This window comes from Streptomyces luomodiensis, from assembly GCF_031679605.1.
GTDB classification, from domain to species: domain Bacteria; phylum Actinomycetota; class Actinomycetes; order Streptomycetales; family Streptomycetaceae; genus Streptomyces; species Streptomyces luomodiensis.
Genome location: NZ_CP117522.1, coordinates 1,357,738 through 1,383,605 on the forward strand (window position 1 = coordinate 1,357,738; position 25,868 = coordinate 1,383,605).

The window sequence follows — 25,868 nt, forward strand, 5'->3', positions numbered from 1 at the left end:
GGCGATGACCCCCGCCGAGCTGGAGGCCGCCCGCGACCGCCTCGTCCCCGATGTGGTCGCGGGCGATCTGCGGGTCCTCTTCTGCGGTATCAACCCCGGGCTCATGACGGCCGCCACCGGTCACCACTTCGCCCGCCCCGGCAACCGGTTCTGGCCCGCCCTGCACGCCTCGGGCTTCACCCCCCGCCGACTCCACCCGTCCGAACAGGCGGAACTGGTGCGCTACGGGCTGGGCATCACCAATGTGGTGGCGCGCGCCAGCGCGCGGGCCGATGAGCTGAGCGACGAGGAGTACCGGGAGGGCGGCCGGATCCTGGAGGAGAAGGTGCAGCGTCTGCGGCCGCGCTGGCTGGCGGTGGCGGGGGTCACCGCCTACCGGGTCGCGTTCGGCGACAAGCGGGCGAAGATCGGGCCGCAGCCGCGCACCATCGGCGAGACCCGGATCTGGGCCCTGCCGAACCCGAGCGGGCTCAACGCGCACTGGACCCTGCCGGCCATGGCGGAGGAGTTCGGCCGGCTCAGGGCGGCGGCCGCGGCGGAGGACAGGTCCTAGGACCCTGGCCGGCGGATCGGAAGGTGCGTCATATCGTGTCCTCCGCCCCTATCGCCACCAGCAGCTGGAACGGCAGCTCGCGGTCGCCCTGCCCCACCCCCAGCCCGACCCAGCGGCCGTCGACGCGCCAGATGTGCAGCTCGGGCACGTAACCGCACAGGGTGTCCAGCGGGGGCGGGACCGGCTCGCCCATCGCCGACCGCTCCAGGGCGTCCGTGAGGTCGAGGACCTCGGGGGCGCCCCACCGTAAGGTCAGCACCTGGACCAGCGCGCTCAGCTCCGCCTCGAACTCCTCCAGCACCTCCTCGACCCGGGTGAGGTCCGCGTCCCAGAAGTCCTCGCTGACGCGGAGGTCGGCGACATGGAAGCCGGGGCCGCCGGCCACCCGCCCGTGCACGGTCCGCTGCCCGGGGAAGTCCCGGGCGCGCAGCCGGTCGATCGAGGCCACATGGTCCGCCGTACTGGTCATGGTGTCAGTAAACCGCGCGGGTCGGACATCTGACGGCCCGGCGGCTGACGTACGCGCGGCCGGGCGGCCCGGGAGCGGGAGGGGGCACTCGCCGCGTCCGCGCCCAGCGGATACGATCCGGCAGATACGCACTGGGAGGGAGGCCGACGTTGGGGCGGCTCACCGGCGGGGATCCGTCTTTGCTGCGACGCATCAACTCCGCCGTGGTTCTGCACGCGTTACGCGCGGCGACCGCGTCCGGCACCGCCGCCGGAGATGGCGGGGACGACACGGGCGGCCGCGCGGGAAGCGCGAGCCTGACCGATCTCACCCGGGTGACCGGACTGTCCCGGCCCACCGTGGAGGGCGTGATCGACGGGCTGACCGACAGCGGTCTGGTGGTCGAGGTGCCCGCCGAGGAGGGCGGCGTCCGCCGCCAGGGCCGCCCCGCGCGCCGCTTCCGGTTCCGGGCCGAGGCCGGGCATCTGCTGGGCATCGAGATAGGGGCGCACCGGGTCGCCGCGCTCCTGTCGGACCTCGACGGCCGTGCGCTCGGCTCGATCGTGCGCGAGGTCTCCGAGAAGGCATCGGCGGACGAGCGGCTGGAGCGGGTGCGGACCGCGGTCGCGGATCTGCTGCGGCGCGCGGGGGTGGCCCGGTTCTCGCTGCGCGCGGTCGGGGTGGCCAGTCCCGGCGTCGTCGAGGCGGATGGCACCGTCCATCTGTGTACCGCCCTCCCCGGCTGGACCGGGCTGCCGCTGGGTGAGCGGCTGCGGCGGTCCTTCCGCTGTCCGGTGCTGGTCGAGAACGACGCGAACACCGCCGCGGTGGCCGAGCACTGGAAGGGCGCGGCCGCCGGTTCGGACGATGTGGTCTTCGTCCTGGCCGGGTTGAGCCCGGGTGCGGGGTCGCTGATCGGCGGCCGGCTCCACCGCGGCTTCGGCGGCGCCGCCGGGGAGATAGGGGCGCTGCATCTGCTGGGCCGCGAGGCCACCCCGGAGGAGGTGCTCTCCACGACCGGGGAGCCGCTGAACCCGCTGGACGAGGCGCAGGTCGCGCATGTCTTCGCGCTGGCCCGCGACGGCGACGCGCGGGCCCGCGCGGCCGTGGACCGCTTCGTGCGCAGACTGGTGCACGACACGGCGGCCCTGGTGCTGGCCATGGATCCCGAGATCGTGGTGGTCGGCGGTTGGGCCGCCGGACTGGACGGTGTGCTGGGCCCGCTGCGCGACGAGCTGGCCCGTTACTGCCTGCGGCCCCCGCAGGTCGCGCTCTCGCTGCTCGGCGAGGCGGCGGTGACCACGGGGGCGCTGCGGCTGGCCCTGGACCATGTGGAACAGGAGCTGTTCGCGGTGGACAGCACGGTGACGACCCGCCGCGCGAGCCGCTGACGCGGGGCGTACGGCGGCGCTGCCGCGGGGCATTCACGCGGCGAGTGGCTCTGCGGCGAGTGGGGCGCCTGGGGACTGGACTCCTACGGCGCGGAGGCGCGGGGCGGGCCCGGGGTGCGGGGCGGGCCGCTGGGGGGTGCGGGGCGGGCCCGGATCAGCCCGCCAGAAGCTCCTCGCCCGCGCCGTCGCCGAAGGTGAGCCGGCAGGTGTCGGCCCGGTAGGTGGCCACGGCGACGGCCGCCGTACGGCCCTCGGTCACATAGCGGGTGGTCACCACGAGGACGGGGGCGCCGGGCAGCCGGTCGAGCTCCTTGGCGTCGTCCGCGCGGGCCGAGCCGAGCTCCACGGACCGCTCACGGCCCTCCAGCTCCAGTCGGCGCAGCTCGCGCAGCACGGCGCGGGCGCGGGCCGGCCCGCTGGGGGTCTCGATGGCGGCGAGGCCGGGGACGGACTCGGCCGGTACGTACAACAGCTCGGCGGCGAGCGGCCGGCCGTGGCTCATCCGGGTGCGGCGCACGCGGTGGACCGGGGTGTCCGGGGCGGTCTCCAGCAGCCGGGCGACCGCGGCGGGCGGCACGGCCTCGACGCTGTCGACGGTCCGCCAGCTGTCCTCGCCGGAGGTGTCGGCCCAGCCGTGGGCGTAGTCCCCGACGGCCACGCCGACGCGGGGCGGGGCGACGGTGGTGCCGACGCCGCGGCGGCGCTGGAGCCTGCCCTCCAGCTCCAGCTGCTCGAGGGCCTGCCGGAGGGTGGCGCGGGCGACGCCGAAGCGGGCCGCCAGCTCACGCTCGTTGGGCAGCACCTCCCCGACCGCGAACTCCGAGTCGAGCGCGTCGCTCAACACGGTCTTCAGATGCCAGTACTTGGGCTCAGGCACCGATTCCAGCTGCGTGGTCCCCACCCTGTCCCCCTCGGTTCCTACGGCGTGTACTACGGCTGACAGTGGTGCGCGCGGCGGGCGCTGTGCCACGTGTTATGCGCGCTTCTTTATGAAAGGTTGTTGCAGTATCAATGCGACCATAAGGCGGCGGACGGACTTGGTCAAGACCAATCCTTTGGTCGGTTATCGTCTGTGATCACCACAGCGAGGAGCGTCACGGGGCGGGAGCTGAGAACACTGATGGAGACCAACCAGGTCACGGTGGTCACCGGGGGCAGTCGCGGCATCGGCGCGGCGGTGGCGGTGCGGCTCGCCCGCGCCGGGCACAGCGTCGCCATCGGCTACGAGCACGCCCGGGACGCGGCCGAGCGGTGGGCGGCGGCGGTGCGCGCGGAAGGTGTCCGGTCGGTGGTGGTCCAGGCGGACACCAGCGACGCGGAGCAGGTCGAGGCGATGTTCGACCGGGTGCGGGACGAGCTGGGCCCGATCACCGGGCTGGTCAACAACGCCGGGATCACGGGGCCGTTGGGCCGCTTCACCGAGACCTCGCCGGAGGTGATGCGCCGCGTGGTGGACGTCAATGTCACCGGGGCCCTGCTGTGCGCCCGGCGGGCGGCCCGCGAGATGTCCACCCGCCACGGCGGCCAGGGCGGCGCCATCGTCAACATCTCCTCGGGCGCGGCGACGACCGGCAGCCCCGGTGAGTATGTGCACTACGCGGCCAGCAAGGCGGCGGTCGACGCGATGACGGTGGGCCTGTCGAAGGAGCTGGCGGCGGAGGGCATCCGGGTCAACTCGGTCCAGCCGGGCATGACGCTGACCGATATCCACGCCCGGATGGGCGACCCCGAGCGGCCCTGGCGCGATCCGGGCCGGGTGCCGATGGGGCGTCCGGGCGAGCCGGAGGAGATCGCGGGCGCGGTGGCGTGGCTGCTGTCGCCGGAGGCGTCGTACACGACGGGGGCGGTACTGCGGGTCGCGGGCGGGCTGTAGCCGCGTCGCACCCCGGGCGCCGTAAGGAGACCCGAGCCCCCTTACGGCGCGCGAAGGCCCCGGGCCGACGGCCGTTGTCCGGCCCGGTCCGCGGCTGCCGCGCCGCTACAGGCCCGGAGCCGGACTTCCTCGCGCGGGCCGCGCGGGCCGGGGTCGCACTCCGTCCGCTCGTCGGCTATGGGGCCCCGCCGGATGACGGCCGGGTACGGCTGGTGCTGGGGTACGCCCATCCGCCGCCCGCCCGGATCGCGCGCACCGTGGGCCTCCTCGCCGGGGTGGCGCCCGGCACTTCCCCGGCAGCGCCGCCCAGTTGTTCACTGGGCGTTCGGCAAAGTGGCACCTGGCGCCGATAACACAGAACCGCACAGCGGTTCCATCAGCACGAGGAGGGTCCACCATGACGCGGGAATCCGGCAGAGGGATCGGGCGGCGCAGGGTACTTCAGGGGTCGGCGGCCGCGTCGGCGGCGCTCGCGGTGCCCACCGTGGCGTCGGCCGCGTCCGGGGCGCCCGCCCAGGCCCTGTCGGGGCGTCCGAGTGCCCAGTGGGGCGTGCAGGTGGGCGATGTGACGACGTCGTCGGGGCTGGTGTGGGTCCGCTCCGACCGTCCGGCCCGGATGATCGTGGAGACCTCCGCGACCGAGTCCTTCGCGCGGGCCAAGCGCTGGCACGGCCCGCTGGTCGGCCCCGGTACGGACTTCACCGGGCGCACCGCGCTGCACGGCCTGCCCGCCGGGAGCCAGGTGCACTACCGGGTGCTGCTCGCCGACCCGGACGATCCGCGCCGCACCGGTGAGCCGGTGCACGGCACCTTCCGTACGGTTCCCGAGCGCCGTAAGGGCGTGCGTTTCGTGTGGTCGGGCGATCTGGCGGGCCAGGGCTGGGGCATCAACCCGGACCACGGCGGCTACCGCATCTTCGAGGAGATGCGCCGCCGCGAGCCGGACTTCTTCCTGTGCAGCGGCGACAACATCTACGCCGACGGGCCGATGACCGAGACCGTCACGCTGCCCGACGGCTCCACCTGGCGCAACCTCATCACCCCGGAGAAGACCAAGGTCGCCGAGACGCTCGACGAGTACCGCGGCAACTTCCGCTACAACCTCCTCGACGCCAATCTGCGCCGCTTCCACGCCGAGGTGCCGACCATCACCCAGTGGGACGACCACGAGGTGCTCAACAACTGGTACCCCGGCGAGATCCTGGCCGACGACCGCTACACCGAGAAGAACGTGAACGTGCTGGCGGCCCGCTCGCGCCAGGCGTTCGCCGAGTACTTCCCGATCAGCACGCTGCGGCCGGACGCGAGCGGCCGGGTCTACCGGGTCCAGCACCACGGCCCGCTGCTGGACGTCTTCGTCCTGGACTGCCGTACGTACCGGGACGCCAACTCGCCGAACCGGCAGCCGGAGGACACCCAGGGCATCCTCGGCGCCGAGCAGCTGGCCTGGCTCAAGCGCGAGCTGTCGCGGTCGCGCGCGGTGTGGAAGGTGATCGCCTGCGATATGCCGCTGGGCCTGGTGGTGCCGGACGGGAACACCGACTTCGAGGCCGTCGCGCAGGGCGACCCGGGCGCCCCGCTCGGCCGGGAGCTCCAGATGGCCGAACTGCTCCGGTACATCAAGCACCGGAAGATCACCGGCACGGTGTGGCTGACGGCGGACGTCCACTACACCTCGGCGCAGCACTACGACCCCTCGCGGGCGGCGTTCAAGGACTTCGCACCGTTCTGGGAGTTCGTCAGCGGTCCGCTGAACGCGGGCGCCTTCCCCTCGGTGAAGCTGGACGGCACGTTCGGCCCCGAGCAGTCCTTCGTCAAGGCGCCCACCCGGTCGAACGTCTCACCCGCCGAGGGCTACCAGTTCTACGGCGAGGTGGACATCGACGGCGATAGCGCCGAGATGACCGTCCGGCTGCGTGAGGACGGCGGAAAGGTGCTGTTCACCAAGGTGCTGAGGCCGGGTCTGGTCGGCCAGTAGCCCGCGCACGGCGCGCGGCCTGAGGCGGCGTCCTTACGGTGCCCGGCCGGGGCCGCGCACCGTAAGGACGCCGCGTACGGTACGGGTATGGGATCCTCCGACGCTCCCGGCCCGGCCTCCCGGCTCACCTATCCGGAGGTGGGCGCCACCCGGCGGTGGCCGCTGCCCTCCGGCTACCGCCATCTGCGGGTGCGCACCCGCGTCGGCCACGGCCGCGCCACGCTCGAGGCGGCCGGGCGGGCGGTCATGGACTGGCGGATGCACCGGGCGGTGGGGGTCTCGATCCAGGCCGCGGATCCGGTCGCCACGCCGGGACGGCCGGTCGTGGTGGGCCTGGGCGCCGGGCGGCTGCGGCTGCGCGCGCCCTGCGAGGTGGTGTGGACGGTCGCGGAGGAGACCCGGACCGGCTTCGCCTACGGCACGCTGCCCGGCCATCCGGAGCAAGGGGAGGAGTCGTTCGTGGTGAGCCTGGAGCCGGATGGCGCGGTGGTGCTGACGGTGACGGCGTTCAGCCGCCCGGACTCCTGGTACAGCCGGATCGGAGGGCGGCTGGTACCGCTGTTCCAGCGGGCGTACGCACGGCGCTGCGGCAGGGTACTGCGCCGATGGGCGGTAGGGTGAGGGAAATTCCCGGCTTCAACAATTTGATTTCGGACAAAATAAGCTTCTGTTATCAGATGCGCCCTTAACCCATCGGTCACAATCCGTTTGTGATCACGCAACACCCTTGCGCAAGGGTGTTTGCATGACATTTCGAGCGAGCCCCGAGTCCCCCTCCCCGCGCCGTCCCCACCGGTGGCACGATCTGCTCGCACGGTGGACACGACGCCAGGGCCACGCGCCGCCGGGCACCTCACCCTCGCCCGCGGCCGGCCCGCACACCGCCGACGCCGCGGGCGCCCCGGAGACCACGCCCCCCGAGGCCACGACCCTGTGGCGGATGCGGACGACCGTACGGGACCAGCCGGGCACCCTCGCCGCGCTGTGCGCGGCGCTGGCCGCGTACCGGGTGGACATCCTGGCCCTCCAGACCCACCCGCTGACCGACGGCACGGTGGACGAGTTCCTGCTGCGCGCCCCCGAGTCCCTGGCCGCCACCGAGCTGGCCGATGTCGTCACGGCCGGAGGCGGCAGTGACACCTGGGTCGAACGGGCCGACACCCACGACCTGGTGGACGCGCCGACCCGGGCGCTGACCCTGGCCACCCGCACCGCTCTGGACGCGGCCGAACTGCCGCTCGCCCTGCGCCAGCTGTTCGGCCGCTGCACCATCCACTCGGTGCCCGCCACGTCACTGGGCGGCCGCTCCCTGGACAGCACACCGCCGTCCGAGGGCGTCCTGGAGGAGACCGTGATGCGGCTGCGCGACCCGTCGGGCGGCGCGATCGTCATCGAACGGCCGTACCTGCCGTTCACCCCGACCGAGTTCGCGCGGGCCCGCGCACTGGTCGAGCTGGACGCCCGGCTCGGCCCGCGGGTCCCGCACGGCGGCGATGTGCTGACGCTACCCGAGGGCAACGCCATCACCGTGCGCCGCGCCGACCCCGGCGACCTGGCCGCGGCGCGCGAGATGCACGCCCGCTGCTCCCCCACGACACTGGGACTGCGCTACCACGGCCCGGTCGGCGACGCCGACCGCTACCTCGACCATCTGCTGAACCCGCGCTTCGGCCGCACCCTGGCCGCCCACACCGCCTCCGGGCGGCTGGTCGCCCTCGGCCATCTGCTGTGGGACGGGGACGAGACCGAGGTCGCGCTGATCGTCGAGGACGAGTGGCAGCGGCGCGGCGTCGGCGGGGAGCTGCTGCGGCGGCTGGTCACGATGGCCGCCGAGACCGGCTGCGAGAGCGTCTACGCCGTCACCCAGTCGGCCAACACCGGCATGGTGGCCGCGATGCGCTCCCTCGAACTGCCGCTGGACTACCAGATCGAGCAGGGCACCCTAGTGATCAGCGCCCGGCTCGACCCGGCGCCGGCGCCCGCCCAGGTCCCGCCACTGCCGCTGCCGGCCCCGCCGCACGGGCACTGAGGAGTCCATGCCCACCGCCGTCCGCCGGGGCGGCCGGCCCCTCGGCCTCGTCACCCATCTCACTCCCCGGACGTCACATCGCGATGTTGCTGACGCCGCACTGGGAAACGTACGAGGATGGGCCGCATGTCCGACACCAAGAACGCTCTGCTGCCCCGCCAGGTCGCCGACGACTATGTCGACGCCCTCATCGAACTCGACCCGATCACCGGCACCTATCTGGGCGTTCCCGAGAGCTCCCGGCGCCTCCCGGACTTCTCCCCCGAGGGGGCGAAGGCCACTGCCGACCTCGCCCGCACCACCCTGGAGCGGCTGGCCGAGGCCGAGGCGCGCCCCGGCGCGGACACCGACGCCGAGCGCCGCTGCGCACGGCTGCTGCGCGAACGGCTGACCGCCGAGCTCGCCGTGCACGACGCCCATGAGGGGCTGCGCGCGGTCAGCAACCTGAGCTCCCCGCTGCACTCGGTGCGCGGCATCTTCACCGTGATGCCCGCCCAGACCGAGGAGGACTGGTCGGCGATCGTGGCCCGGCTGCGCGCCGTACCGGCCGCGCTGGAGGGGTACCGCGCCTCGCTCGCCGAAGGGCTGCGGCGGAACCTGCCGGCCGGCCCCCGGCAGGTGGCCACGGTCCTCGAGCAGCTGGCGGAGTGGATCGGCACGGACGGCGGCTGGTTCGCCGACTTCACCGCCGAGGGCCCCGACGCGCTGCGCGCCGAGCTGGACGAGGCGGCCGCGGCGGCGACGGGCGCGCTGGTCGCGCTCCGCGACTGGCTGCGTGACGTCTACGCCCCGGCCGTCGAGGGCGCCCCCGATGTGGTGGGGCGTGAGCGCTACCTGCGCTGGGCCCGGATGTGGAACGGCACCGACCTCGACCTGGACGAGGCGTACGCGTACGGCTGGTCGGAATTCCACCGCATCCACGCCGAGATGCGCGTCGAGGCCGAGAAGATCCTCCCCGGCGCCACCCCATGGGAGGCGCTGCGCCACCTCGACACCCACGGTGTCCACATCGAAGGCGTCGAGGAGACGCGGGTGTGGCTCCAGGAGCTGATGGACGAGGCCATCGAGAAGCTGAACGGCACCCACTTCGACCTGGCCGAGCGGGTCAAGCGGGTCGAGTCGATGATCGCCCCGCCGGGCAGCGCGGCGGCGCCGTACTACACCCAGCCGTCGGTGGACTTCTCCCGCCCCGGCCGGACCTGGCTGCCCACGATGGGCGAGACCCGCTTCCCCGTGTACGACCTGGTCTCCACCTGGTACCACGAGGGCGTCCCCGGCCACCATCTCCAGCTCGCCCAGTGGGCGCACGTCGCCGACCAGCTCTCCCGCTACCAGGCCACGGTCGGCATGGTCAGCGCCAACGCCGAGGGCTGGGCGCTGTACGCCGAGCGGCTCATGGACGAGCTGGGCTTCCTGTCCGACCCGGAGCGGCGGCTGGGCTATCTGGACGCGCAGATGATGCGGGCGCTGCGGGTGATCGTCGACATCGGGATGCATCTGGAGCTGGAGATCCCCGGCCATTCGCCCTTCCACCCCGGTGAGCGATGGACCCCGGAGCTGGCGCGCGAGTTCTTCGGGCTGCACTGCGGCCGCCCCGCGGACTTCCTCGACAGCGAGCTGGTGCGCTATCTGGGCATGCCGGGTCAGGCCATCGGCTACAAGCTGGGCGAGCGGGCCTGGCTGACGGGCCGGGACGCCGCCCGTAAGGCGCACGGTGACGCCTTCGACGCCAAGAAGTGGCACATGGCGGCGCTGTCGCAGGGGTCGCTGGGTCTTGACGACCTGGTGGATGAGCTGTCGGCGCTCTGACCCTTCGCCGGGGGCGCGCCTGTGATCTCCCGCTGGAGGGGGACGCTGGAAGGGGTCGCTGGAAGGGGGTCGCTGGAAGGGGACGCGCCTCCGCTCCTTCCCAGGGGGCACGGGACGGCCACATCCGTGAGGGTGCGGCCCGTCCCGCTTCAGGGGCTTCGGCGCGGCGGCCGGTGCCGTCGTCAGCGTGCGGCGGCGGTGCGGTGGCGTACGGCCGAGCCCGCACGGTCCTTGACCACCTCCAGCTGGGCCGGGATCCGTCGGCGCAGATCGGCGACATGGCTGACGATGCCGACCGTACGGTCCCGCTCGCGCAGCGAGTCCAGGACGTCCATGACCTCGTCCAGGGTCTGCTCGTCCAGGCTGCCGAACCCCTCGTCGATGAAGAGGGTGTCCAGTCGGACCCCGCCCGCCTCGTCGGTGACCACGTCGGCGAGGCCGAGCGCGAGGGCGAGCGAGGCGAAGAAGGTCTCGCCGCCGGAGAGGGTGGCGGTGTCGCGTTCGCTGCCGGTCCAGGCGTCGATGACGTGCAGGCCGAGACCGGAGCGACCGCGTCCGCCGGACCGGGCGTCGGAGTGCACCAGCGTGTAGCGCCCGGAGGACATGTGGCGCAGCCGCGCGCTGGCCGCCGCCGCGACCTGCTCCAGCCGGGCCGCGAGCACATACGCCTCCAGCCGCATCCTGCGCTCGTTGTCGGCGGAGGTGCCCGCCGCGAGTGCGGCGAGGCGGGCGATCCGGTCGTGCTCCGCGCGCAGCGGGGCGAGCCGCCGGGCGTCGGCGACCGTCTGCGCGGAGAGCGCGTCGAGCTCCTCGCAGCGGGTGCGGGCGGCGGCGTCCGCGGCCGAGACCTCGCGCAGCGCGCGGGTGGCCGCGTCGGCCGCCGCCTGCGCCGCCGCCGGGTCGGCGGGCGGCGCCTGGGCCGCGGCGAGCACCCTCGGGTCGGACAACTCGGCCGCGACCGCCGCCGACTCCGTCTGCCACGCGTCGAGACGGCGGCGCGCCTCGCGCTGCCGGTCCGGGGGCAGTACGGCCTCGGCGGCCTGCTCCGGGGTCTCGAACCCGGCCCGGTACGCGGCGTCGGCGAGCCGGGCGTCGGCCTCCTTGAGCCGGTCCGCGGCCGCCTCGGCGTTCCGCGCCGCCTCGGCGGCGTCGGCCAGCAGCCCCGCCTGCCGCTCCAGCCGCGCCGCGCGCTCCGCGACGGTCGCGTCCGCGCCGCGCGCCTGCTCCAGCTCCGCCAGCAGCGCGGCCCGCTCCCGGACCAGGGCCTCCCGGTGCGAGGTACGGGCGGCCGCCCGCCGTTCGGCCTCCTGCCGCTGGGCCGTGCGCCGTGCGTGCTCGCGCTCGGCCCGGTCCAGGGCCTCCCGGGCGGCGTGCCCGTCGGCCGCCGCGTCGCGGGCCTCGGCGTACGCGGCCCGCAACCCGGCCAGGGTCCGGTCGAGTCCGTCCGCGTCCTCGCCCTCGGCCGTGGCCTCCGCGCCCGCGCGGGCCTCCCGCAGCGCGTTCCGCGTCCGCTCGGCCTCCTCACGGGCCTCCTCGGCGCGCTGGTAGTCCGCCAGCGCGGCCTCCTCCGCCGTACGGTCCACATGCCCGGCCCCGGGCCGGGCCGGGCTCGGGTGCTCGGTCGCCCCGCACACCGCGCAGGGCTCTCCCGGGCGCAGCCCGGCCGCCAGCTCGGCGGCGATCCCGCGCAGCCGGCGCTCCTTGAGGTCGAGCCAGTTCTGCCGCGCGGCGGCGGCGCCCTCCCGGGCCCGCAGCAGCGCTTCCCGCGCCTGCCGCTCCCGCCCGGCGAGCCGGTCCCGCTGCCGGGCCGCCTCCAGGCGCCGCTCGGCGGGTTCGATCCGCCCACCGATCTGCTCGGCCCGGGTGGCGGCCTCCTGCGCCGCCTCGATCCGCCGCTGGTGCGCCCGGTGGCTCTCCTCCCACCCGGCGAGCCACTCGGCGGCCTCCTCGATCGCCTCCTCGTCGGCGCGGGCTTCCCGGTCGAGCGCGGCGATCTCGGCGGCGACGGCCTTGGCCCGCGCCTCGCCCCGCCGCGCGGCGCCCAACGCCCCGAGCTCCTCCCGCACCCGCCGCTCGACCCGTCCCAGCCACTCGGCATCGGCCTCGGCGAGCGTCGCGGGCGTGGTGGCGTGCGTGGCGTGGGAGTCGACTCGGCCGTCCCGCACACCGGCCGGGTCCGCCGCCGTCCCGCCGCCCTGCGCACCGGACGCGGTCCGCCCGACGGCCTCGGACGACACGCCCGAGGCTCCCGCCCCGCCGGAGACACCCTGGCTCAACGCGCCCGGGGCGCCTCCCCCGGTCGCCGCCCCGGCCACGGCGTGCGGCCCCGCGGAACCGCCGTTCGCCGTGCCGTCCCCCGTGGGCGCGGCTCCCGCCGTCTGCCACGACACGCTCGGGGCCGCCGTAACAGCGGCCTCGGCACCGGACCGTGCCCCCTGCGCTCCGCGCCCGTCCGCACGCTCCGCGTCCGGCCCGGCGGAACCGCCGTTCGCCGCGCCGTCCCCCGAAGGCGCGGCTCCCGCCGTCTGCGACGATGCGTCCGCAGGGCCCGCCGGGCCGAACGGCGCCGAGCCCGGCACTCCAGCAGCGTCCCCGCACCGGGCACCCTCCGCACCCGACCCGGCAACGGCGCACCGCTCAGAGGCACTGACGCCCTCCCCCGAGGGCGCCGCCTGCAACGGCACACCCGAAGGACCCACCACTCCGGGCGACGCCGAGCCCGGCACTCCGGCAGCGCCCCCGTACCGGGCACCCTCCGCACCCGACCCGGCAACGGCGCACCGCTCAGAGGCACTGACGCCCTCCCCCGAGGGCGCCGCCTGCAACGGCACACCCGGCGGACCCACCACTCCGGGCGACGCCGAGTCCGGCGCTCCGGCAGCGCCCCCGTACCGGGCACCCTCGCCGCCCGCCCCGGCAACCGCGCACTGGTCAGAGGCACCCGCGCCCTCCCCCGAAGACACAGCCTGCGACGGCACACCGCCCGGCGAACCCACCACTCCGGGCGGGGACGCGCCGGGATCGGCAGTGGGCGCGCCCTGGCCGGGGGAGGTCCGCTGGTCGGGGATCTCCGCGATCGTGGCCAGGCCGGGCTCGGCGGACAGCCGGGCGCGGGCCTGGCGTTCGGCGGTTTCGGCGGTGCGGTGGTCGCGGGCGGCGGCGGTGCGCAGGTCGAGCGCGGGGGCCACCGCGTCGGCCGCGCGGGCGCGTTCCAGCAGCTCGCGCAGCCGGTCGTGGTCGGGCCGCCGCCGTTCCAGGTCGTCCGCCCGGCGGCAGGCCTCGGTATGGCGGCGCTGTAGCCCGGCCCGTTCGCGGGCGGCGTCGGCGGCCCGTTGGGCGGCGTCGTGGGCCGCTTCGGCGGCCCGTACGGCGGAGAGCGCGATGTCCCGCCGTTCGCGGGCGCCCGTGCGGGCGACGGCGGCCCACTCCAGGACGGCGTCGGCCAGCCCCGGCTCACCGGGGGCCGGCTCGGGCAGCGGATACCCGTCGAGTTCCGTGGTACGGCCCGCCGCCTGCGCCATCCGGTGGGCGAGCGCGAGCAGCCGTTCGTCCCCGGCCGCGACCCGTTTCTCGGCCGCTCGCCGCAGCTCTCCCAGCCGTTCCTCGACGGCGGCGAAACGGCCGGTGTCGAACAGCTTGCCCAGCAGCTTGCCGCGCGCCAGCTCGTCCGCGCGCAGAAAGCGGGCGAAGTCGCCCTGTGGCAACAGCACCACCTGGCAGAACTGCTCCCTGCTCATGCCGAGCAGCTGCCCGATCTCCTCGCCGATCTCCTGGTGCGAGCGGCTGAGCGCCTTCCACTCCCCCGCCCCGGAAGCCGCGCCGGAAGCGGAGCGGGAGTATTCGCGCAGCAGGGTTTGCGCCTTCTCCCGCGTCATTCCCGTGCCCCGCTTCTTGGGGCGCGGCTGCTCGGGGCGCCGAGTGATCTCCAAGCGCCGCCCGCCGACGGTGAATTCGAGCACGACCTCGGTCGGGGTCAGCGGTTCGGCGTGGTCGCTGCGCAGCGAGAGTCCGCTGCCCTGGCGGGCGCCGGGCACCTGGCCGTACAGGGCGTAGCAGACCGCGTCCAGGACGGACGTCTTGCCGGCGCCGGTCGGCCCGTGCAGCAGGAAGAGCCCGGCGGCGGACAGCTCGGCGAAGTCGATCTCCTGGGTGGCGCCGAACGGGCCGAAGGCCGTGACGGCGAGCCGGTGCAGCCTCATCGCGCCACCTCCCCGGCCGCCGTCCGAGCCGCCGCCGTCCCGGCCGCCGACGTCGCGGCGCCGTTCCGCCCGCTCCGCACACCGTCCTCGTGCGCCTCGCCCCGTACCGCCTCCAGCGCGTCGCCGAGCAGCGCGCGCTCCGCCTCGTCCGGGCCGCGGCCGCCCCGCACATGCGCCACGAAGTCCTCGGCGATCTGCCGGTCCGAACGGCCGCGCAGCCGCTGTGCGTACGAGGCGAGTGGGTCCTCGGGGGGCCGCTCGGGGTCGAAGACCAGCGTGAGCACATGGGGGAAACGCCGGGTCAGCCGGGCCATCGGCTCATGCGGCCGCACCGCGTCGGTCAGCGTCGCCTCCACCCACGCCTCCTCATGGCGGTCGAGGTCCGGGTCGGCCAGCAGTTCCTCGATCCGGCCGCGGATCCGGGCCAGCGGCCGCGGCACCGGGCACGCCACCCGTTCGCAGGACGGCGGCTCGCCCGCCGCCCCCAGCTCCACCACCCACATGGACTTGTGGTGCGCCGCCTCGGAGAAGGAGTACGCGAGCGGGGAGCCCGAGTAGCGGATGCGCTCGGTGATGGCCTGGCAGCCGTGCAGATGGCCGAGTGCGACATAGTCGGCGCCATCGAAGACCTCGGCGGGTACGGAGGCGACTCCGCCGACCGTGATGTCCCGCTCGCTGTCGCTGACCGCGCCGCCGGTGACGAAGGCGTGCGCGAGGACGACGGACCGGGTGCCGGACGGCCGGGCGGCGAGGTCGGCGCGCACCCGGTCCATGGCGGCGCCCAGCACCGCCGTATGACCGGCCGCCGAGGCGCCCAGCTCCTCGCGCACCAGAGCGGGTTCGAGATACGGCAGCCCGTAGAAGGCCACCTCGCCGTGGTCGTCGGAGAGGACGACGGGGGTGGCGCATCCGGCCGGGTCGGTGCGCAGATGGATGCCGGCCCGGTCGATCAGTCCGGCCCCGACGCCGAGGCGGCGGGCCGAGTCATGGTTGCCCGAGATCATGACCGTGGGCACCCCGAGGTCCGCGAGCCGGTGCAGGGCGTCGTCGAAGAGTTCGACGGCGGCGAGTGGTGGCACGGCGCGGTCGTAGATGTCGCCCGCGACGACCACCGCGTCGATGTGCCGTTCCCGCACGGTGGTGACGAGGTGGTCGATGAACGCGCGCTGCGCGGCAAGCAGGCTGACCCGGTGAAAGGACCGTCCGAGGTGCCAGTCGGAGGTGTGCAGAATTCTCACAAGCGGGCTCCGACCTGCACTTCTGTCCTTCCTCCACTCCGATGGCCGACATCGCGCCCGCAGCGTGCGCACGGTGCGGGCACCGACCACGTTAGCCGCGGTCGGTGCCCCGTCTCTCACGGACCTCGTATTTTCCCGTCCATGCCGTGCCCCGCCCCGCCCGGACTCCCCTCACGCCGTGGGGGTGACCGGTTCCGGTGTCCCGGCACGGACGGCGAGCTCGACGGTGCCGCCCCGGCGCAGGGTGTTGTAGATCGGACAGCTTCCGGCGAAGAGTCCGGCCAGGGTCTCGGCCTCCTCCTGGGTGACGCCGTGCAGCAGCAGATCGAGCCGGAGGTACTCGTACCGTGTGGGGTCCTGGCGGTCCCGTAGGTAGCTGATCTCGGCCCGTGCGCCGGTCAGGCCCGATCCGCGCTCCAGGGCGTGGAGCTGGATGTTGCTGAGGGAGCAGGAGGCCAGGGAGGACAGCAGCAGCTCCCCCGCCTGGACGGCCTCCGCCGGTCCGGTGCGCGCGTCGGAGACGAAGTGGTTCGTCCTGGCGGTCACCAGGAAACGCCCCGTGGTGTCGGTGGTGCGGCCGGTGATGCTGACGACATCGCCTGCTGTGGTCATCGTCCTCGTGTCCTCATGTCCTGGTGTCCTCGTGTCCTCGTGGTCGTCGATGCGGGGGGGCGGGCCGGGCGCGGGAGGCCGCCCGCGCCCGGTCGGTGTCCGGTCAGCCGCCGTAGCGGCGCTCGCGCCACGCCCCGGCCCGGGGACGGTCCAGGCCCAGGTTGTCGCGCAGGGACTTCCCGGCGTACTCGGTGCGGAACACGCCCCGGCGCTGGAGCTCGGGCACCACCTGCCGGACGAAGTCCTCGAACGCCCCGGGGGTGTGGACGGCGCCCACGGTGAAGCCGTCGCAGCCGCCCTCGGTGAACCACCGTTCCATGCTGTCGGCGACCTCGGCGGCGGTGCCGATGAACTCGCCCTCGGTCCGGCCGCCGTACCGCTTGCCCAGCTCACGCAGCGTCAGACCGTCCCGCCGGGTCATCTCCACCACCTCCTTGTAGTGGCCCTGGACGCCGGGTACGTCGACATCGGGCAGGGGCTCGTCGAGCGGCAGCCCGGAGAGGTCGACGTCCAGGTGGTAGGAGAGGGTCGACAGTCCGGCCAGCGGCGGCACCAGGTCCGTCAGCCGCCGCTCGGCCTCGCGTGCGGCCTCGCTGGTGGGGCCGACGATGGGGGTCGCCATGGGGAGGATCTTGATGTCCTCGGCGCGGCGGCCGTGGCGCACGGCGCGCTCCTTGATCTCCCGGTAGAACTCCTGGGCCGACTCCAGGGAGGCGTGGCTGCAGAAGATGACGTCCGACCAGCGGGCGGCGAAGTCACGGCCCTTGGGCGAGGCCCCGGCCTGGATGATCACCGGATAGCCCTGCGGGGGTCGGGAGACGTTCAGCGGGCCGCGGACGCTGAACCACTGGCCCTCGTGGTCGATGCGGTGCACCCGCTCGGGGTCGGCGAAGAGCGGGGCGGCCGGGTCCATGACGAGGGCGTCGTCCTCCCAGCTGTCCCAGAGCTTGCAGGCGACCTCGAGGAACTCGTCGGCCCGCTCGTAGCGCTGGTCGCGGGCGATGTGCCGGTCGTTGCCGAAGTTGCGGGCCTCGGAGTCCTGGAAGGAGGTGACCACGTTCCAGGCCGCACGGCCGTGGCTGAGGTGGTCGACCGTGGCGAAGGAGCGCGCCACCGGGAAGGGCTCCAGGTAGCTGGTGGAGACCGTGGCGGCGAGCCCGAGGTGGTCGGTGACGGCGGCGATCGAGGCCAGGACGGGCGTCGGGTCCAGGCGGAGGGAGCCGAGCGCGCCGTACCGGAGCTGGCTGTCCATGCTGCCGCCGAGGCGGTCGGGCACGGACAGGATGTCCGCGAAGAACATCAGGTCGAACTTGCCCTGTTCGAGGACCCGGCCGATGTGCTGGTAGTAGGAGGCGGACAGCCAGCCCGGTTCGGAGCCGGGGTAGCGCCAGCCCCCGGGGCGGCCGGGCCCCGCGGTCACGAAGGCGGCCAGGTGCATCTGGTGGTGAGGAGTGCTCATCGCAAGGTCTTTCTGCTGTGGGCGGGGGCCCTGAGTGCCGGACGGGCGCCCGCTGCCGCCGTGCCGTGCGGACGATGCCGCCGTGCCGTGCGGGCGGGGCGCCGGGGCGGCTCGGTCATGTCGCCAGTTCGGCGGCGACGGTCTTCCTGATCGAGTCGAAACGGGAGTCCCGCAGGAACCCGGCCACGTCGATCTTCGACGGATAGACGCCGAGGGCCTGGAAGTTGTCGGCGAGGTCCTGGGTGCTCTCGACGGCCGCGCGGTCCACCGGTGCCAGGGCATCGGCCGGGGAGTCGGACAGGCGCTTGTCGCGGGTCAGCTCCAGGTAGACCTCGCGCTCCAGGCTCTGGGAGCCGAACCCGCCGATCTTGTCGAAGAACGCGACGCTCTTGGCCGGGTCGGCGTTGATGGCGCGCTGGGCGTCGCGGACGACCCGCACGGCCTTCGCCACGGCCTCCGGGTACTCCTTGGCGAAGGACTCGCTCGCCACGTAGAAGCTGTAGTCGTAGGTCTTCACCTTGGGCAGGCTGCGGGCCTCGTGCCGGGCTCGGGCCAGGCCGATGGCGGGCTGCCAGCTGATCCAGGCGTCCACCTTGCCGCCTGCGAAGGCGGACTCGGCGTCGGCGGCGGGCAGGTTGACGTACTCGATGTCGTCCAGCCGCAGACCGGCGGTCTCCAGGTACTTGATGAGGCTGTAGGTGCCGGTGGTGCCCTTCTGGTCGGCGACCCGCTTGCCCTTGAGGTCGCTCGCGCCGCGGATGGGCGAGTCCTTCGGGACGAGGATCTCGACCTCGTCGCCGGGGAGCGGATAGGCGGCGAGCGGCACGATGGGGACACCGCCGCCGACCGCATAGGCCACGGCGGTGGCGGTGGCGAAGGAGAAGTCCACGCTGCCCGAGGAGAACGCCTCCATCACCGGCAGCGAGGCGGTGAACCCGGCCGGCCAGGTGACGGTGGTGCCGCCGAGTTCCTTGCCGAGGTCGAGGCCGTTCAGCCGGTAGCGCAGGGCCGCGGGCACCCCGGTCTTCCCGCTGCCGATGACCGCGAAGCGGAGCTTCTCCGGCACTCCGTCGGCGATCGCCCGGCTCTTCGGTTGCGCACCGCCACCGCAGGCGGACAGGGCGGGGGCGAGGGCCGCGGCGGCGCCGAGGGCGAGGAGGCCGCGGCGCGGGAGCGCGCCGGGCAGGGAGGTTCCGGCGGGTGAGCGGGAGGAGGTGCGGTGCACGGTCACGATGAGGTCCTTCACGTTCGCGGGAGCGTCGGGGGCGGGGCGGGGGCGGGGAGGCAGGGCGGCGGGGGCGGGATGACGGCCGCCGGTCGGATGGCGGCGGGCTCCGGCTCCCGATCAGGTGGCGGCGGGCCCTGGCCCCCGATCAGGTGGCGGCGGGGCGCGGTGACGGCCGTCCGTCAGGCGGCAGCGGATTCCGGTCGCCGGTCAGGTGGCGGCGGGGTTGGCAGCGGGGTTCCGGCCACCGGTCAGGCGGCAGCGGGGTTCCGGCCACCGGTCAGGCGGCAGCGGGGTTCCGGCCACCGGTCAGGCGGCAGCGGGGCTCCGGCCACCGGCCGGACGGGCGGCGGCGGGGCGTGGTGACGGCCGTCCGTCAGGCGGCGCCGGGGGCGGCGGAAGCGGGTTCGACCAGATCCCTGAGGAGTTCCTCCTTCCAGGAGACGAGGCGGGGGTGGCCGCGCCTGTCCCCCCGGGGCAGGTCGATCGGCAGATCGCGGCCGACCGAGCCGTCGGCCAGTACCAGTACGCGGTCGGAGAGCACCAGCGCCTCCTCCACGTCATGGGTGACCAGCAGGACGGTGCGCGGCTGGTCCAGCCACATGCGCTCCAGGAGCCGCTGCATCGCGATCCGGGTGATCGCGTCCAGGGCGCCGAACGGCTCGTCCAGGAGGAGCAGTTCGGGGTGGTGCAGCAGGGCGCGGGCCAGGGCGACGCGCTGCCGCTGCCCGCCGGAGAGCGCGGAGGGCCAGGCATCACCCCGGTCGGCCAGTCCCACGGCGTTCAGCAGGGCACGCGCCTCCTCCCTGCGGCCCCGGACACCCAGCAGGACGTTGTCCTCGGCGCTGCGCCAGGGCAGCAGCCGGTCCTCCTGGAACATCATCCGTGCCATGGGCGGCCGCGGTCCGGATCCGTGCAGCCGGGCGGTTCCCGAGCTCGGCCGCTCCAGTCCGGCGACGATCCGCAGCAGGGTGCTCTTGCCCGCGCCGCTGGGCCCGAGGAAGGAGACGAACGAACCGGGTTCCACCTCCAGGTCGAGGTCCTTCAGCACCCAGCGGTCGCCGTACCGCCTCCCCACCCCCTCCAGCGACAGCCGGGCCCCTGCCCGGTCGGGGGTCACCGGGACCCCGGACGGCGGTAGTTGGGGTGCCATCGCAGCACCTTCCTTTCGATGAGCCTGGTGAGGAGATCGGCGAACAGGCCGGCCAGCGCGTACAGCAGGATGGCGAGCACGATCTGGTCGGTGCGCAGAAGCTGGCGGGCGTCCTGGGCGAGGTAGCCGATCCCGTCGTCGGCCGAGATGGTCTCGGCGACGACGAGGGTCATCCAGGCGACCCCCAGGGAGTAGCGGATACCGGCCAGAACGGTGGGCATGGCCCCGGGGATGGCGATGTCGCGCACCAGGCGCCACCGGCCCAGCCCGTAGGAACGCCCGAGTTGCAGCAGCTTGGGGTCCACACCGCGGATGCCGGTGACGGTGTTGAGGTAGACGGGGAAGAACGTGCCCAGCGCCACCAGCAGGACCTTCGGCTCCTCCCCGATGCCGAACCAGGCGATCATCAGCGGCACCAGAGCCAGGTGCGGGATGGTGCGCACCATCTGCAGGGAGCGGTCGAGGAGGATCTCGGCCGCCTTCGACATCCCGACCCCGAACCCCAGCAGCAGGCCGGTGGCCGCGCCCAGGGCGAATCCCTGGGCGATGCGCCGCAGGCTGGTGAGGATGTGGTGCTGGAGTTCGCCGGTGGCGGCCAGGTCGGTGCCCGCCCGCAGGACCGCCTCGGGAGCGGGCAGGATCCGCGGCGGGAGGGCACCGGTTCGTGCGGTGGTCTGCCACACCGCCAAGACCAGCAGTGGCACGACCCAGGGGCCGATCGCGCGGCCGGTGCGCGGCAGTGCCCGGCCGATCCACCCGGCGGCGAATCGTCCGGTGGCACGTCGTCCGGTGGCACGTCGTCCGGTGGCGCGGGTTTTTGTGGGACCGGCCTCGGCCGTGGGATCCGAGCGCGGTTCCCGGTCCTTGGTGAGCAGCGGCTGCTCGGGCATGGGGCTCCCTTTCAGGAGTGGTTGATCGGGCCGCGCGGCGGGCCGTGGCGGGCCGGTGCGCGGCGGAGCGGGAACTCCTCCGTCCGCGCCGGCGAGAGGCGGTCCTGGCGAAGGGCGCCGGGTCAGCGGTGGCGGAACGCCGGGGCGGGCGAGGGAAGGACGTCAGGCGCGGGTCGTACGGCCGCGGCGTGACGGCCGGGAAGCGTGCGGGGTCAGCGACAGCCCGCGCTGAAGACGCGCATCAGATCGACGTGCCGACGGTACGTCAGGCCGGTGTCCGGAAGGGGAGCGGACGCGAGCGCCGGGCGGGCGGAACGCCGCCTCGTCTGCGCATCGCGGTACATACCGGAACTCCCGTGGACGTGTGAAGAGTCGTGCGGCCTGGGCCCGAGCCCGGCCACGTCTGGAAGGAGACCATAACCGGAGATGGATTCAGCTGCAAGCAGGTGTATACAGCTGTACTCAATGGCAGACTTCGGGTATCGAGTCAATGGCGTGCCGGGGAAGCGCGGCAGGAAGCGCGGCAGCAAGCGCGGCGGAAAGGGGAGAACGGACGTGACCACTTCACGGGGAGGTGGGGATGCGGGTGGCCACTACACCCGGATCCGGCAGAGCATCGTCGGCGGGCAGGCACCGCCCGGAACCGTCCTGATCCCCGCGGCCCTCAGCGCGCAGTACAACGTCTCCCGCACCCCGGTGCGGGAGGCCCTGATCAGGCTCGAGCAGGAGGGCCTGGTGCGGCAGGCGACCCGGGGCTATGTGGTCCGCGCCCGCACCCCGGAGGAAATCCTGGAGATCTGCGAGGCGCGCATCGCGCTGGAGTCCTCGGCCGCGCAGGCCGCCGCCACCCGCCGGACCGAACTCGACCTCGCCCGCCTCGTCCACGTCCACGAGAGCACCGCGGCGTCCTCGGACCCCGGCGAACTGCGGGCGCTGAACCACGAGTGGCATCTGGCGCTGCGCGAGGCGGGCCACAACGCCACCATCGCCGAACTGATGGACCGTCTGGACGCCCAGTTGAAGGTCTACGACGCCGACACCTCCGCGGCCACCGACCACCCGGACAACCTCAAGCTGATCCTCGAGGAACACACCGGGATCCTGGACGCGGTGCGCCGCCGCGACGCGGAGGCGGCCCGCGACCGCATGATCGAGCATCAGAGCCGCACCCGTGACCTGCGCATCGGAGCCCTGGCCCGGTCGGGCAGCGGTCTGCGGGGCGCTACTCCTCCGTCCTGAACGGCGGATGCCGGTCCTGAACAGCGCGCGCCCGTCCTGAAGAGCGAGTGCCCGTCCTGAAGCGCAGGGCGCCGCGACCTGCCCCGCCGCCGGAGCGTTCGTTCGTCACATGTCCTGGTACGCCTCGCCGCCCAGCTCCAGGACGGCGGTCCCGGCGGTGGTATCCGCCAGCCAGTCGCGGAAGGCGGCCACATCCGCCTCCGGCAGCCCCAGTTCGATCGTCACGGCCTCGGCGTAGCGCACCTCCCGGACCGCCCGTCCCGTCGCCCGCAGATCGTTCTCCAGCTTTCCGGCCCGCTGGTGGTCGACGGTGACGGTCACCAGCCGGAACCGCTGCCGGGTGACGGTGCCCAGGGCGTCCAGCGCCTCGCCGACCGCGCCGCCGTAGGCCCGGATCAGACCGCCCGCGCCGAGCTTCACGCCCCCGTAGTAGCGGGTGACCACGGCCACCACGTACCGGACCTCGCGGCGCAGCAGCATCTGAAGCATCGGCACGCCGGCCGTACCGCCCGGCTCCCCGTCGTCGCTCGCCTTCTGCACACCGCCGTCCGCACCGATGACATAGGCGAAGCAGTTGTGGGTGGCGGTGGGGTGTTCCTTCCTGATGCGCTGGATGACCTCCTGCGCCTCCCGCTCACTCGCGGCGGGCGCGAGCGTGCAGAGGAAGCGCGATCGGTTGATCTCGATCTCGTGCACGCCTTCGCGCGCGACCGTCCGGTACCGCTCCTGCATCAGGCCACCCTATGTCCCGGCCGCGGTGGCGGTGGTCACGCGTGTGCCGCCGCCGATCGGGTGGACGGCGGCCGTGCGCGGCGAGCGGGCCGACGGCCACGGGTACGGATCCGGTTCCCGCCCCAAGGAGCTCGCATGACGTTCAACCCGCTGGAGCAGCGTGGCATCCCGCTCGACCGCCAGATGCGAACCTGGCGTGAGCTGGACGTGTCACCGATCGACCCGGATCGCTGCGACCCCTATACACGCTGCCGGATCATCACGATGAACGGCATCGAGATCGAGGCGATCCTGTTCAGCCACCAGATGGCCCGCCACTGCCCGGACCAGGACGTGCGGCGGCAGCTGGCGCAGACGCGTGCCGTCGAGGCGCAGCAGCAGAAGGCGGTGAACTGGCTGCTGCCGGGGGTGGCCTCGGTGCTGGAGACCACGATCGCCTATGAGCAGGTGGCGGTGGACCTGACCGCGTGGGTGGCGCGGATGGAGCCCGATCCGTACCTCACCCAGGCGTATCAGTTCGGGGTGCTGGAGGACTTCGACCATCTGTACCGGTACGCCAATCTCTACGAGATGATCGAGCACCGCAAGGCGGAGGAGATCGTCCAGGGGCTGACGGAGATCATGCCGGGCCGGCCGACGAAGTACCACCACCGCAACCCGGTGGACAACGTCCGCGACCCCTACGACCGGAGCCGGGCCGATCCGCTCTCCAAGCTGCACGCGCTGACGATCATGTCGGCGGAGCAGCAGACCATGAACCTGTACCTGAACGTCGGCCCGCAGTACATGGAGCCGATCGCCCGGCAGCTCTACCAGGAGATCGGGCTGGTCGAGGAGGAGCACGTCACCCACTACGAGTCCCTGGTCGACCCGGGCGAGACGTGGTGGGAGCAGCTGGTCAACCACGAGTACAACGAGTGCTACCTCTACTACTCCTTCATGGAGCAGGAGCCGGACCCCAAGGTGAAGTCCATCTGGGAGCTGCACCTGAACATGGAACTGGAGCATCTGCGCATCGCCTGCGATCTGATGCGCCGCAACGACGGCCGGGAACCGGAGGAGGTCGTCGCCCCGGAGCTGCCGAACGTGCTCACCTTCGAGCCCAACAAGAGTTACATCCGCGAACTGCTGGCCACGCAGATGGACCTCACCACGCTCGGTACCGGCTATGTACGCGAGGCCCACGAGCGCTTCCAGGCGATGCAGACCATGCTCAACGACGGCGACCGGCCGCCGAGCGAGCGGGTGATGGAGCAGCACCGGGACATGTTCGGCCGGGAGTACCGGCTGGAGACCGAGGGTGAGCACCCCGAGCCGTCCCTGCGCTCACACTGACCGAATTCCCGGCGCTCACTCTGACCGAATTCCAGGCCCTCATTCCCGGCCCTCATTCCCGGCCCTACGGAGGACAGACATCGTGGCAGACCGATCCGGATCCGGCGCCATCGGCGGCGAGGACGATGTGGTGGCGCTGCTGATGCGCCAGCACGGCGATATCCGCAACCTCTTCGACGAGGTGGAGCGGGCCACCGGCGACCAGCGGCAGGACGCCTTCCGCAGGCTCGTCCGGCTGCTGGCCGTCCATGAGACCGCGGAGGAGGAGGTCGTCCACCCGGTGGCGCGCCGCTCCTTCGACGGTGGTGAGGGGGTGGTGGAAGACCGTCTGCGGGAGGAGCGGCAGGCCAAGGAGAAGCTCAGCCGGCTCGACGAGATGGACACCGGCTCCCCCGAGTTCCTGCCGCTGCTCAGGGAGCTGCGCACCGAGGTCATGGAACACGCGCGGGCCGAGGAGCGCTACGAGTTCATCCAGCTGCGGCGGCGTACCGACCCCGGTCAGCTCGCCACCATGGCCAAGGCGGTCAGGGCGGCCGAGGCGATGGCCCCGACCCGGCCGCACCCGGGCGCGGAGACGGCGGCGAAGAACATCGCCCTGGGGCCGATGGCCGCCACGATCGACCGCGCCCGGGACACGGTCCGCAAGGCCATGGGGAAGGAGGGCTGACCGGACGCCGGGCAGGGGCCCCGAGGTCCGGCGCGGGAACGGCTCAGGTCCGGAGCCGGGAACGGCGGAGCGCGGAGGCGGGAGCGGCGGACCGCCGGGCCCGCCACACCCGTCACCCGTCGTCTTCGCCGTGTGTGTACCGGGTCGGTCGGTGCAATGGCCCCCACGCGCCGCGCTGGCGGGCCACCACCTCCTCGGCTTCGGCGATCACGCTGTCGGCGATCCAGGCGACCGGCCGTACATCGCGTACCAGGGGTTCGTTGTCCGGGCCCCGGCCGATCTCCTCCCCCTTGAGCACCCAGGGGTGGACATCGTCGGGGCCCTGGTCCTGCTCCCGGAGGTGGATGTAGTCGCACAGCCGCCGGGCCACCCACAGCGCGGTGGGCAGGTCCTTCGCCCATTCCTCGAAGACCAGGGGGTTGGCCGACAGGCCCGGCATCTTCGTACCAGTGAGCCCGTCCCGGCTGACCGGGCTCCCTTCCCCCAGGTCCGTCTGGGGCCCTCGGGACCAGCGGACGAAGACCGGGGGACCCTCCTCGATCAGCTCCACGAGCTGGTGCAGAGCGGTGTAGGTGGGAAGCGTCTGGCCTGGCATGATCGCCCTTGAGTACCCGGAACCGGCCTGGTCAATCACCCGGCCCGGCCCGACGCGCGGACGCCGCCCGGCCCCGCTCTCCGGCGAGGTGGGCGGCGCCTTGTGCGTCAGCGGCCAAGTGCCTTGGCCAGCTGGTCCTTGGTCATGTTCGAGCGGCCCTCGATGCCCCGCTGCTTCGCCTCGTTGTACAGCTGATCGCGGGTCGGGCCCTTGGGGCCGGTCCGGTTGCCGGAGCGCTGGCCGCCACGCTGCGGCGCCGACTTCCGGTCCTGCGTCGAGGTCTTGCTGGCGGTCTTGGACTCTCCCGAGCGGGCGCGCTCCTTGTTGACCGTGCGGGCGGCCATCTCCTTCGCCCGGCCGCTGGAGGCTCCGCGCTGCTCGGCGCCTTCCTTGATGTGCTCGTACTGCCGTTCACGCTTACGGCTGGATCCTGCGGGCATGGT

At 73.6% G+C, this 25,868-nt stretch carries 22 protein-coding genes; 10 read left to right on the plus strand and 12 right to left on the minus strand.

Going from position 1 to position 25,868, the window contains the following annotated elements; all coding sequences use genetic code 11:
• Positions 1 to 4 precede the first annotated feature (4 nt).
• Positions 5 to 553 (plus strand): G/U mismatch-specific DNA glycosylase, encoded by a 549-nt coding sequence (mug, locus tag PS467_RS05590; RefSeq protein WP_311034262.1) that lies wholly within the window; start codon positions 5 to 7, stop codon positions 551 to 553.
• A gap of 28 nt (positions 554 to 581) precedes the next feature.
• Here mug and PS467_RS05595 read toward each other — a convergent pair whose 3' ends face one another.
• On the minus strand, positions 582 to 1,022 hold the full coding sequence (locus tag PS467_RS05595) for a hypothetical protein (protein ID WP_311034263.1): 441 nt from the start codon (positions 1,020 to 1,022) through the stop codon (positions 582 to 584).
• 149 nt (positions 1,023 to 1,171) lie between these two features.
• On the opposite strand from PS467_RS05595, the gene PS467_RS05600 reads away from it, so the two are divergent.
• Entirely contained in the window at positions 1,172 to 2,392 is a 1,221-nt protein-coding gene (locus PS467_RS05600) for an ROK family protein (RefSeq protein ID WP_311034264.1), read from the plus strand.
• 154 nt (positions 2,393 to 2,546) lie between these two features.
• On the opposite strand, the gene PS467_RS05605 is transcribed toward PS467_RS05600, so the two are convergent.
• Positions 2,547 to 3,293 carry a GntR family transcriptional regulator gene (locus tag PS467_RS05605; RefSeq protein ID WP_311034265.1) on the minus strand — a complete coding sequence of 249 codons (747 nt, stop codon included), beginning with the start codon at positions 3,291 to 3,293 and terminating at the stop codon, positions 2,547 to 2,549.
• A 219-nt stretch (positions 3,294 to 3,512) separates the two neighbouring features.
• On the opposite strand from PS467_RS05605, the gene PS467_RS05610 reads away from it, so the two are divergent.
• From PS467_RS05610 to PS467_RS05635, 5 genes are all read left to right on the plus strand, one after another.
• Complete coding sequence (locus PS467_RS05610) at positions 3,513 to 4,265, plus strand: SDR family oxidoreductase (protein ID WP_311034266.1); 753 nt, start codon at positions 3,513 to 3,515, stop codon at positions 4,263 to 4,265.
• 397 nt (positions 4,266 to 4,662) lie between these two features.
• Positions 4,663 to 6,243 carry an alkaline phosphatase D family protein gene (locus PS467_RS05620; protein ID WP_311034267.1) on the plus strand — a complete coding sequence of 527 codons (1,581 nt, stop codon included), beginning with the start codon at positions 4,663 to 4,665 and terminating at the stop codon, positions 6,241 to 6,243.
• Between the two features lie 87 nt (positions 6,244 to 6,330).
• Complete coding sequence (locus PS467_RS05625; RefSeq protein WP_268970350.1) at positions 6,331 to 6,864, plus strand: DUF1990 domain-containing protein; 534 nt, start codon at positions 6,331 to 6,333, stop codon at positions 6,862 to 6,864.
• Between the two features lie 124 nt (positions 6,865 to 6,988).
• The gene (locus PS467_RS05630; protein ID WP_311034268.1) at positions 6,989 to 8,272 is read left to right on the plus strand and encodes a GNAT family N-acetyltransferase; all 1,284 of its coding nucleotides are present in this window, start codon (positions 6,989 to 6,991) and stop codon (positions 8,270 to 8,272) included.
• A 126-nt stretch (positions 8,273 to 8,398) separates the two neighbouring features.
• Complete coding sequence (locus PS467_RS05635) at positions 8,399 to 10,081, plus strand: DUF885 domain-containing protein (protein ID WP_311034269.1); 1,683 nt, start codon at positions 8,399 to 8,401, stop codon at positions 10,079 to 10,081.
• A 182-nt stretch (positions 10,082 to 10,263) separates the two neighbouring features.
• Here the strand turns inward: PS467_RS05635 and PS467_RS05640 are convergent, their stop codons facing one another.
• From PS467_RS05640 to PS467_RS05670, 7 genes are all read right to left on the minus strand, one after another.
• Positions 10,264 to 14,280 (minus strand): AAA family ATPase, encoded by a 4,017-nt coding sequence (locus PS467_RS05640; protein WP_311034270.1) that lies wholly within the window; start codon positions 14,278 to 14,280, stop codon positions 10,264 to 10,266.
• Positions 14,277 to 15,518 carry an exonuclease SbcCD subunit D gene (locus tag PS467_RS05645; protein ID WP_311034271.1) on the minus strand — a complete coding sequence of 414 codons (1,242 nt, stop codon included), beginning with the start codon at positions 15,516 to 15,518 and terminating at the stop codon, positions 14,277 to 14,279. The genes PS467_RS05640 and PS467_RS05645 overlap by 4 nt, the downstream gene beginning before the upstream one ends.
• Before the next feature lie 171 nt (positions 15,519 to 15,689).
• Positions 15,690 to 16,130, minus strand: coding sequence for an OsmC family protein (locus PS467_RS05650; protein WP_311034272.1), 441 nt, complete (start codon positions 16,128 to 16,130; stop codon positions 15,690 to 15,692).
• A 103-nt stretch (positions 16,131 to 16,233) separates the two neighbouring features.
• Positions 16,234 to 17,589 carry an LLM class flavin-dependent oxidoreductase gene (locus PS467_RS05655; RefSeq protein WP_268970356.1) on the minus strand — a complete coding sequence of 452 codons (1,356 nt, stop codon included), beginning with the start codon at positions 17,587 to 17,589 and terminating at the stop codon, positions 16,234 to 16,236.
• A 115-nt stretch (positions 17,590 to 17,704) separates the two neighbouring features.
• Positions 17,705 to 18,820, minus strand: coding sequence for an ABC transporter substrate-binding protein (locus PS467_RS05660; RefSeq protein ID WP_311034273.1), 1,116 nt, complete (start codon positions 18,818 to 18,820; stop codon positions 17,705 to 17,707).
• A 370-nt stretch (positions 18,821 to 19,190) separates the two neighbouring features.
• Positions 19,191 to 19,967 carry an ABC transporter ATP-binding protein gene (locus PS467_RS05665; RefSeq protein WP_311034274.1) on the minus strand — a complete coding sequence of 259 codons (777 nt, stop codon included), beginning with the start codon at positions 19,965 to 19,967 and terminating at the stop codon, positions 19,191 to 19,193.
• Complete coding sequence (locus PS467_RS05670; RefSeq protein WP_311034275.1) at positions 19,931 to 20,857, minus strand: ABC transporter permease; 927 nt, start codon at positions 20,855 to 20,857, stop codon at positions 19,931 to 19,933. Before PS467_RS05670 ends, PS467_RS05665 begins: the two co-directional genes overlap by 37 nt.
• Positions 20,858 to 21,412: 555 nt before the next feature.
• Here PS467_RS05670 and PS467_RS05675 point away from each other — a divergent pair.
• Positions 21,413 to 22,096, plus strand: a complete 684-nt coding sequence (locus PS467_RS05675) for a GntR family transcriptional regulator (RefSeq protein ID WP_311034276.1) — start codon at positions 21,413 to 21,415, stop codon at positions 22,094 to 22,096.
• A gap of 105 nt (positions 22,097 to 22,201) precedes the next feature.
• Here the strand turns inward: PS467_RS05675 and PS467_RS05680 are convergent, their stop codons facing one another.
• Positions 22,202 to 22,828, minus strand: coding sequence for a YigZ family protein (locus PS467_RS05680; RefSeq protein ID WP_311034277.1), 627 nt, complete (start codon positions 22,826 to 22,828; stop codon positions 22,202 to 22,204).
• Between the two features lie 135 nt (positions 22,829 to 22,963).
• Here PS467_RS05680 and PS467_RS05685 point away from each other — a divergent pair, with 135 nt between their 5' ends.
• A complete protein-coding gene (locus tag PS467_RS05685) occupies positions 22,964 to 24,163 on the plus strand; it encodes a hypothetical protein (protein ID WP_311034278.1) in 1,200 nt (399 codons plus the stop codon).
• Positions 24,164 to 24,245: 82 nt separating this feature from the next.
• Complete coding sequence (locus PS467_RS05690; RefSeq protein WP_311034279.1) at positions 24,246 to 24,830, plus strand: hemerythrin domain-containing protein; 585 nt, start codon at positions 24,246 to 24,248, stop codon at positions 24,828 to 24,830.
• A gap of 112 nt (positions 24,831 to 24,942) precedes the next feature.
• On the opposite strand, the gene PS467_RS05695 is transcribed toward PS467_RS05690, so the two are convergent.
• A complete protein-coding gene (locus tag PS467_RS05695; RefSeq protein ID WP_311034280.1) occupies positions 24,943 to 25,425 on the minus strand; it encodes a DUF6098 family protein in 483 nt (160 codons plus the stop codon).
• A 107-nt stretch (positions 25,426 to 25,532) separates the two neighbouring features.
• Positions 25,533 to 25,865 (minus strand): plasmid stabilization protein, encoded by a 333-nt coding sequence (locus PS467_RS05700; protein WP_268970365.1) that lies wholly within the window; start codon positions 25,863 to 25,865, stop codon positions 25,533 to 25,535.
• Between the last annotated feature and the right edge of the window lie 3 nt (positions 25,866 to 25,868).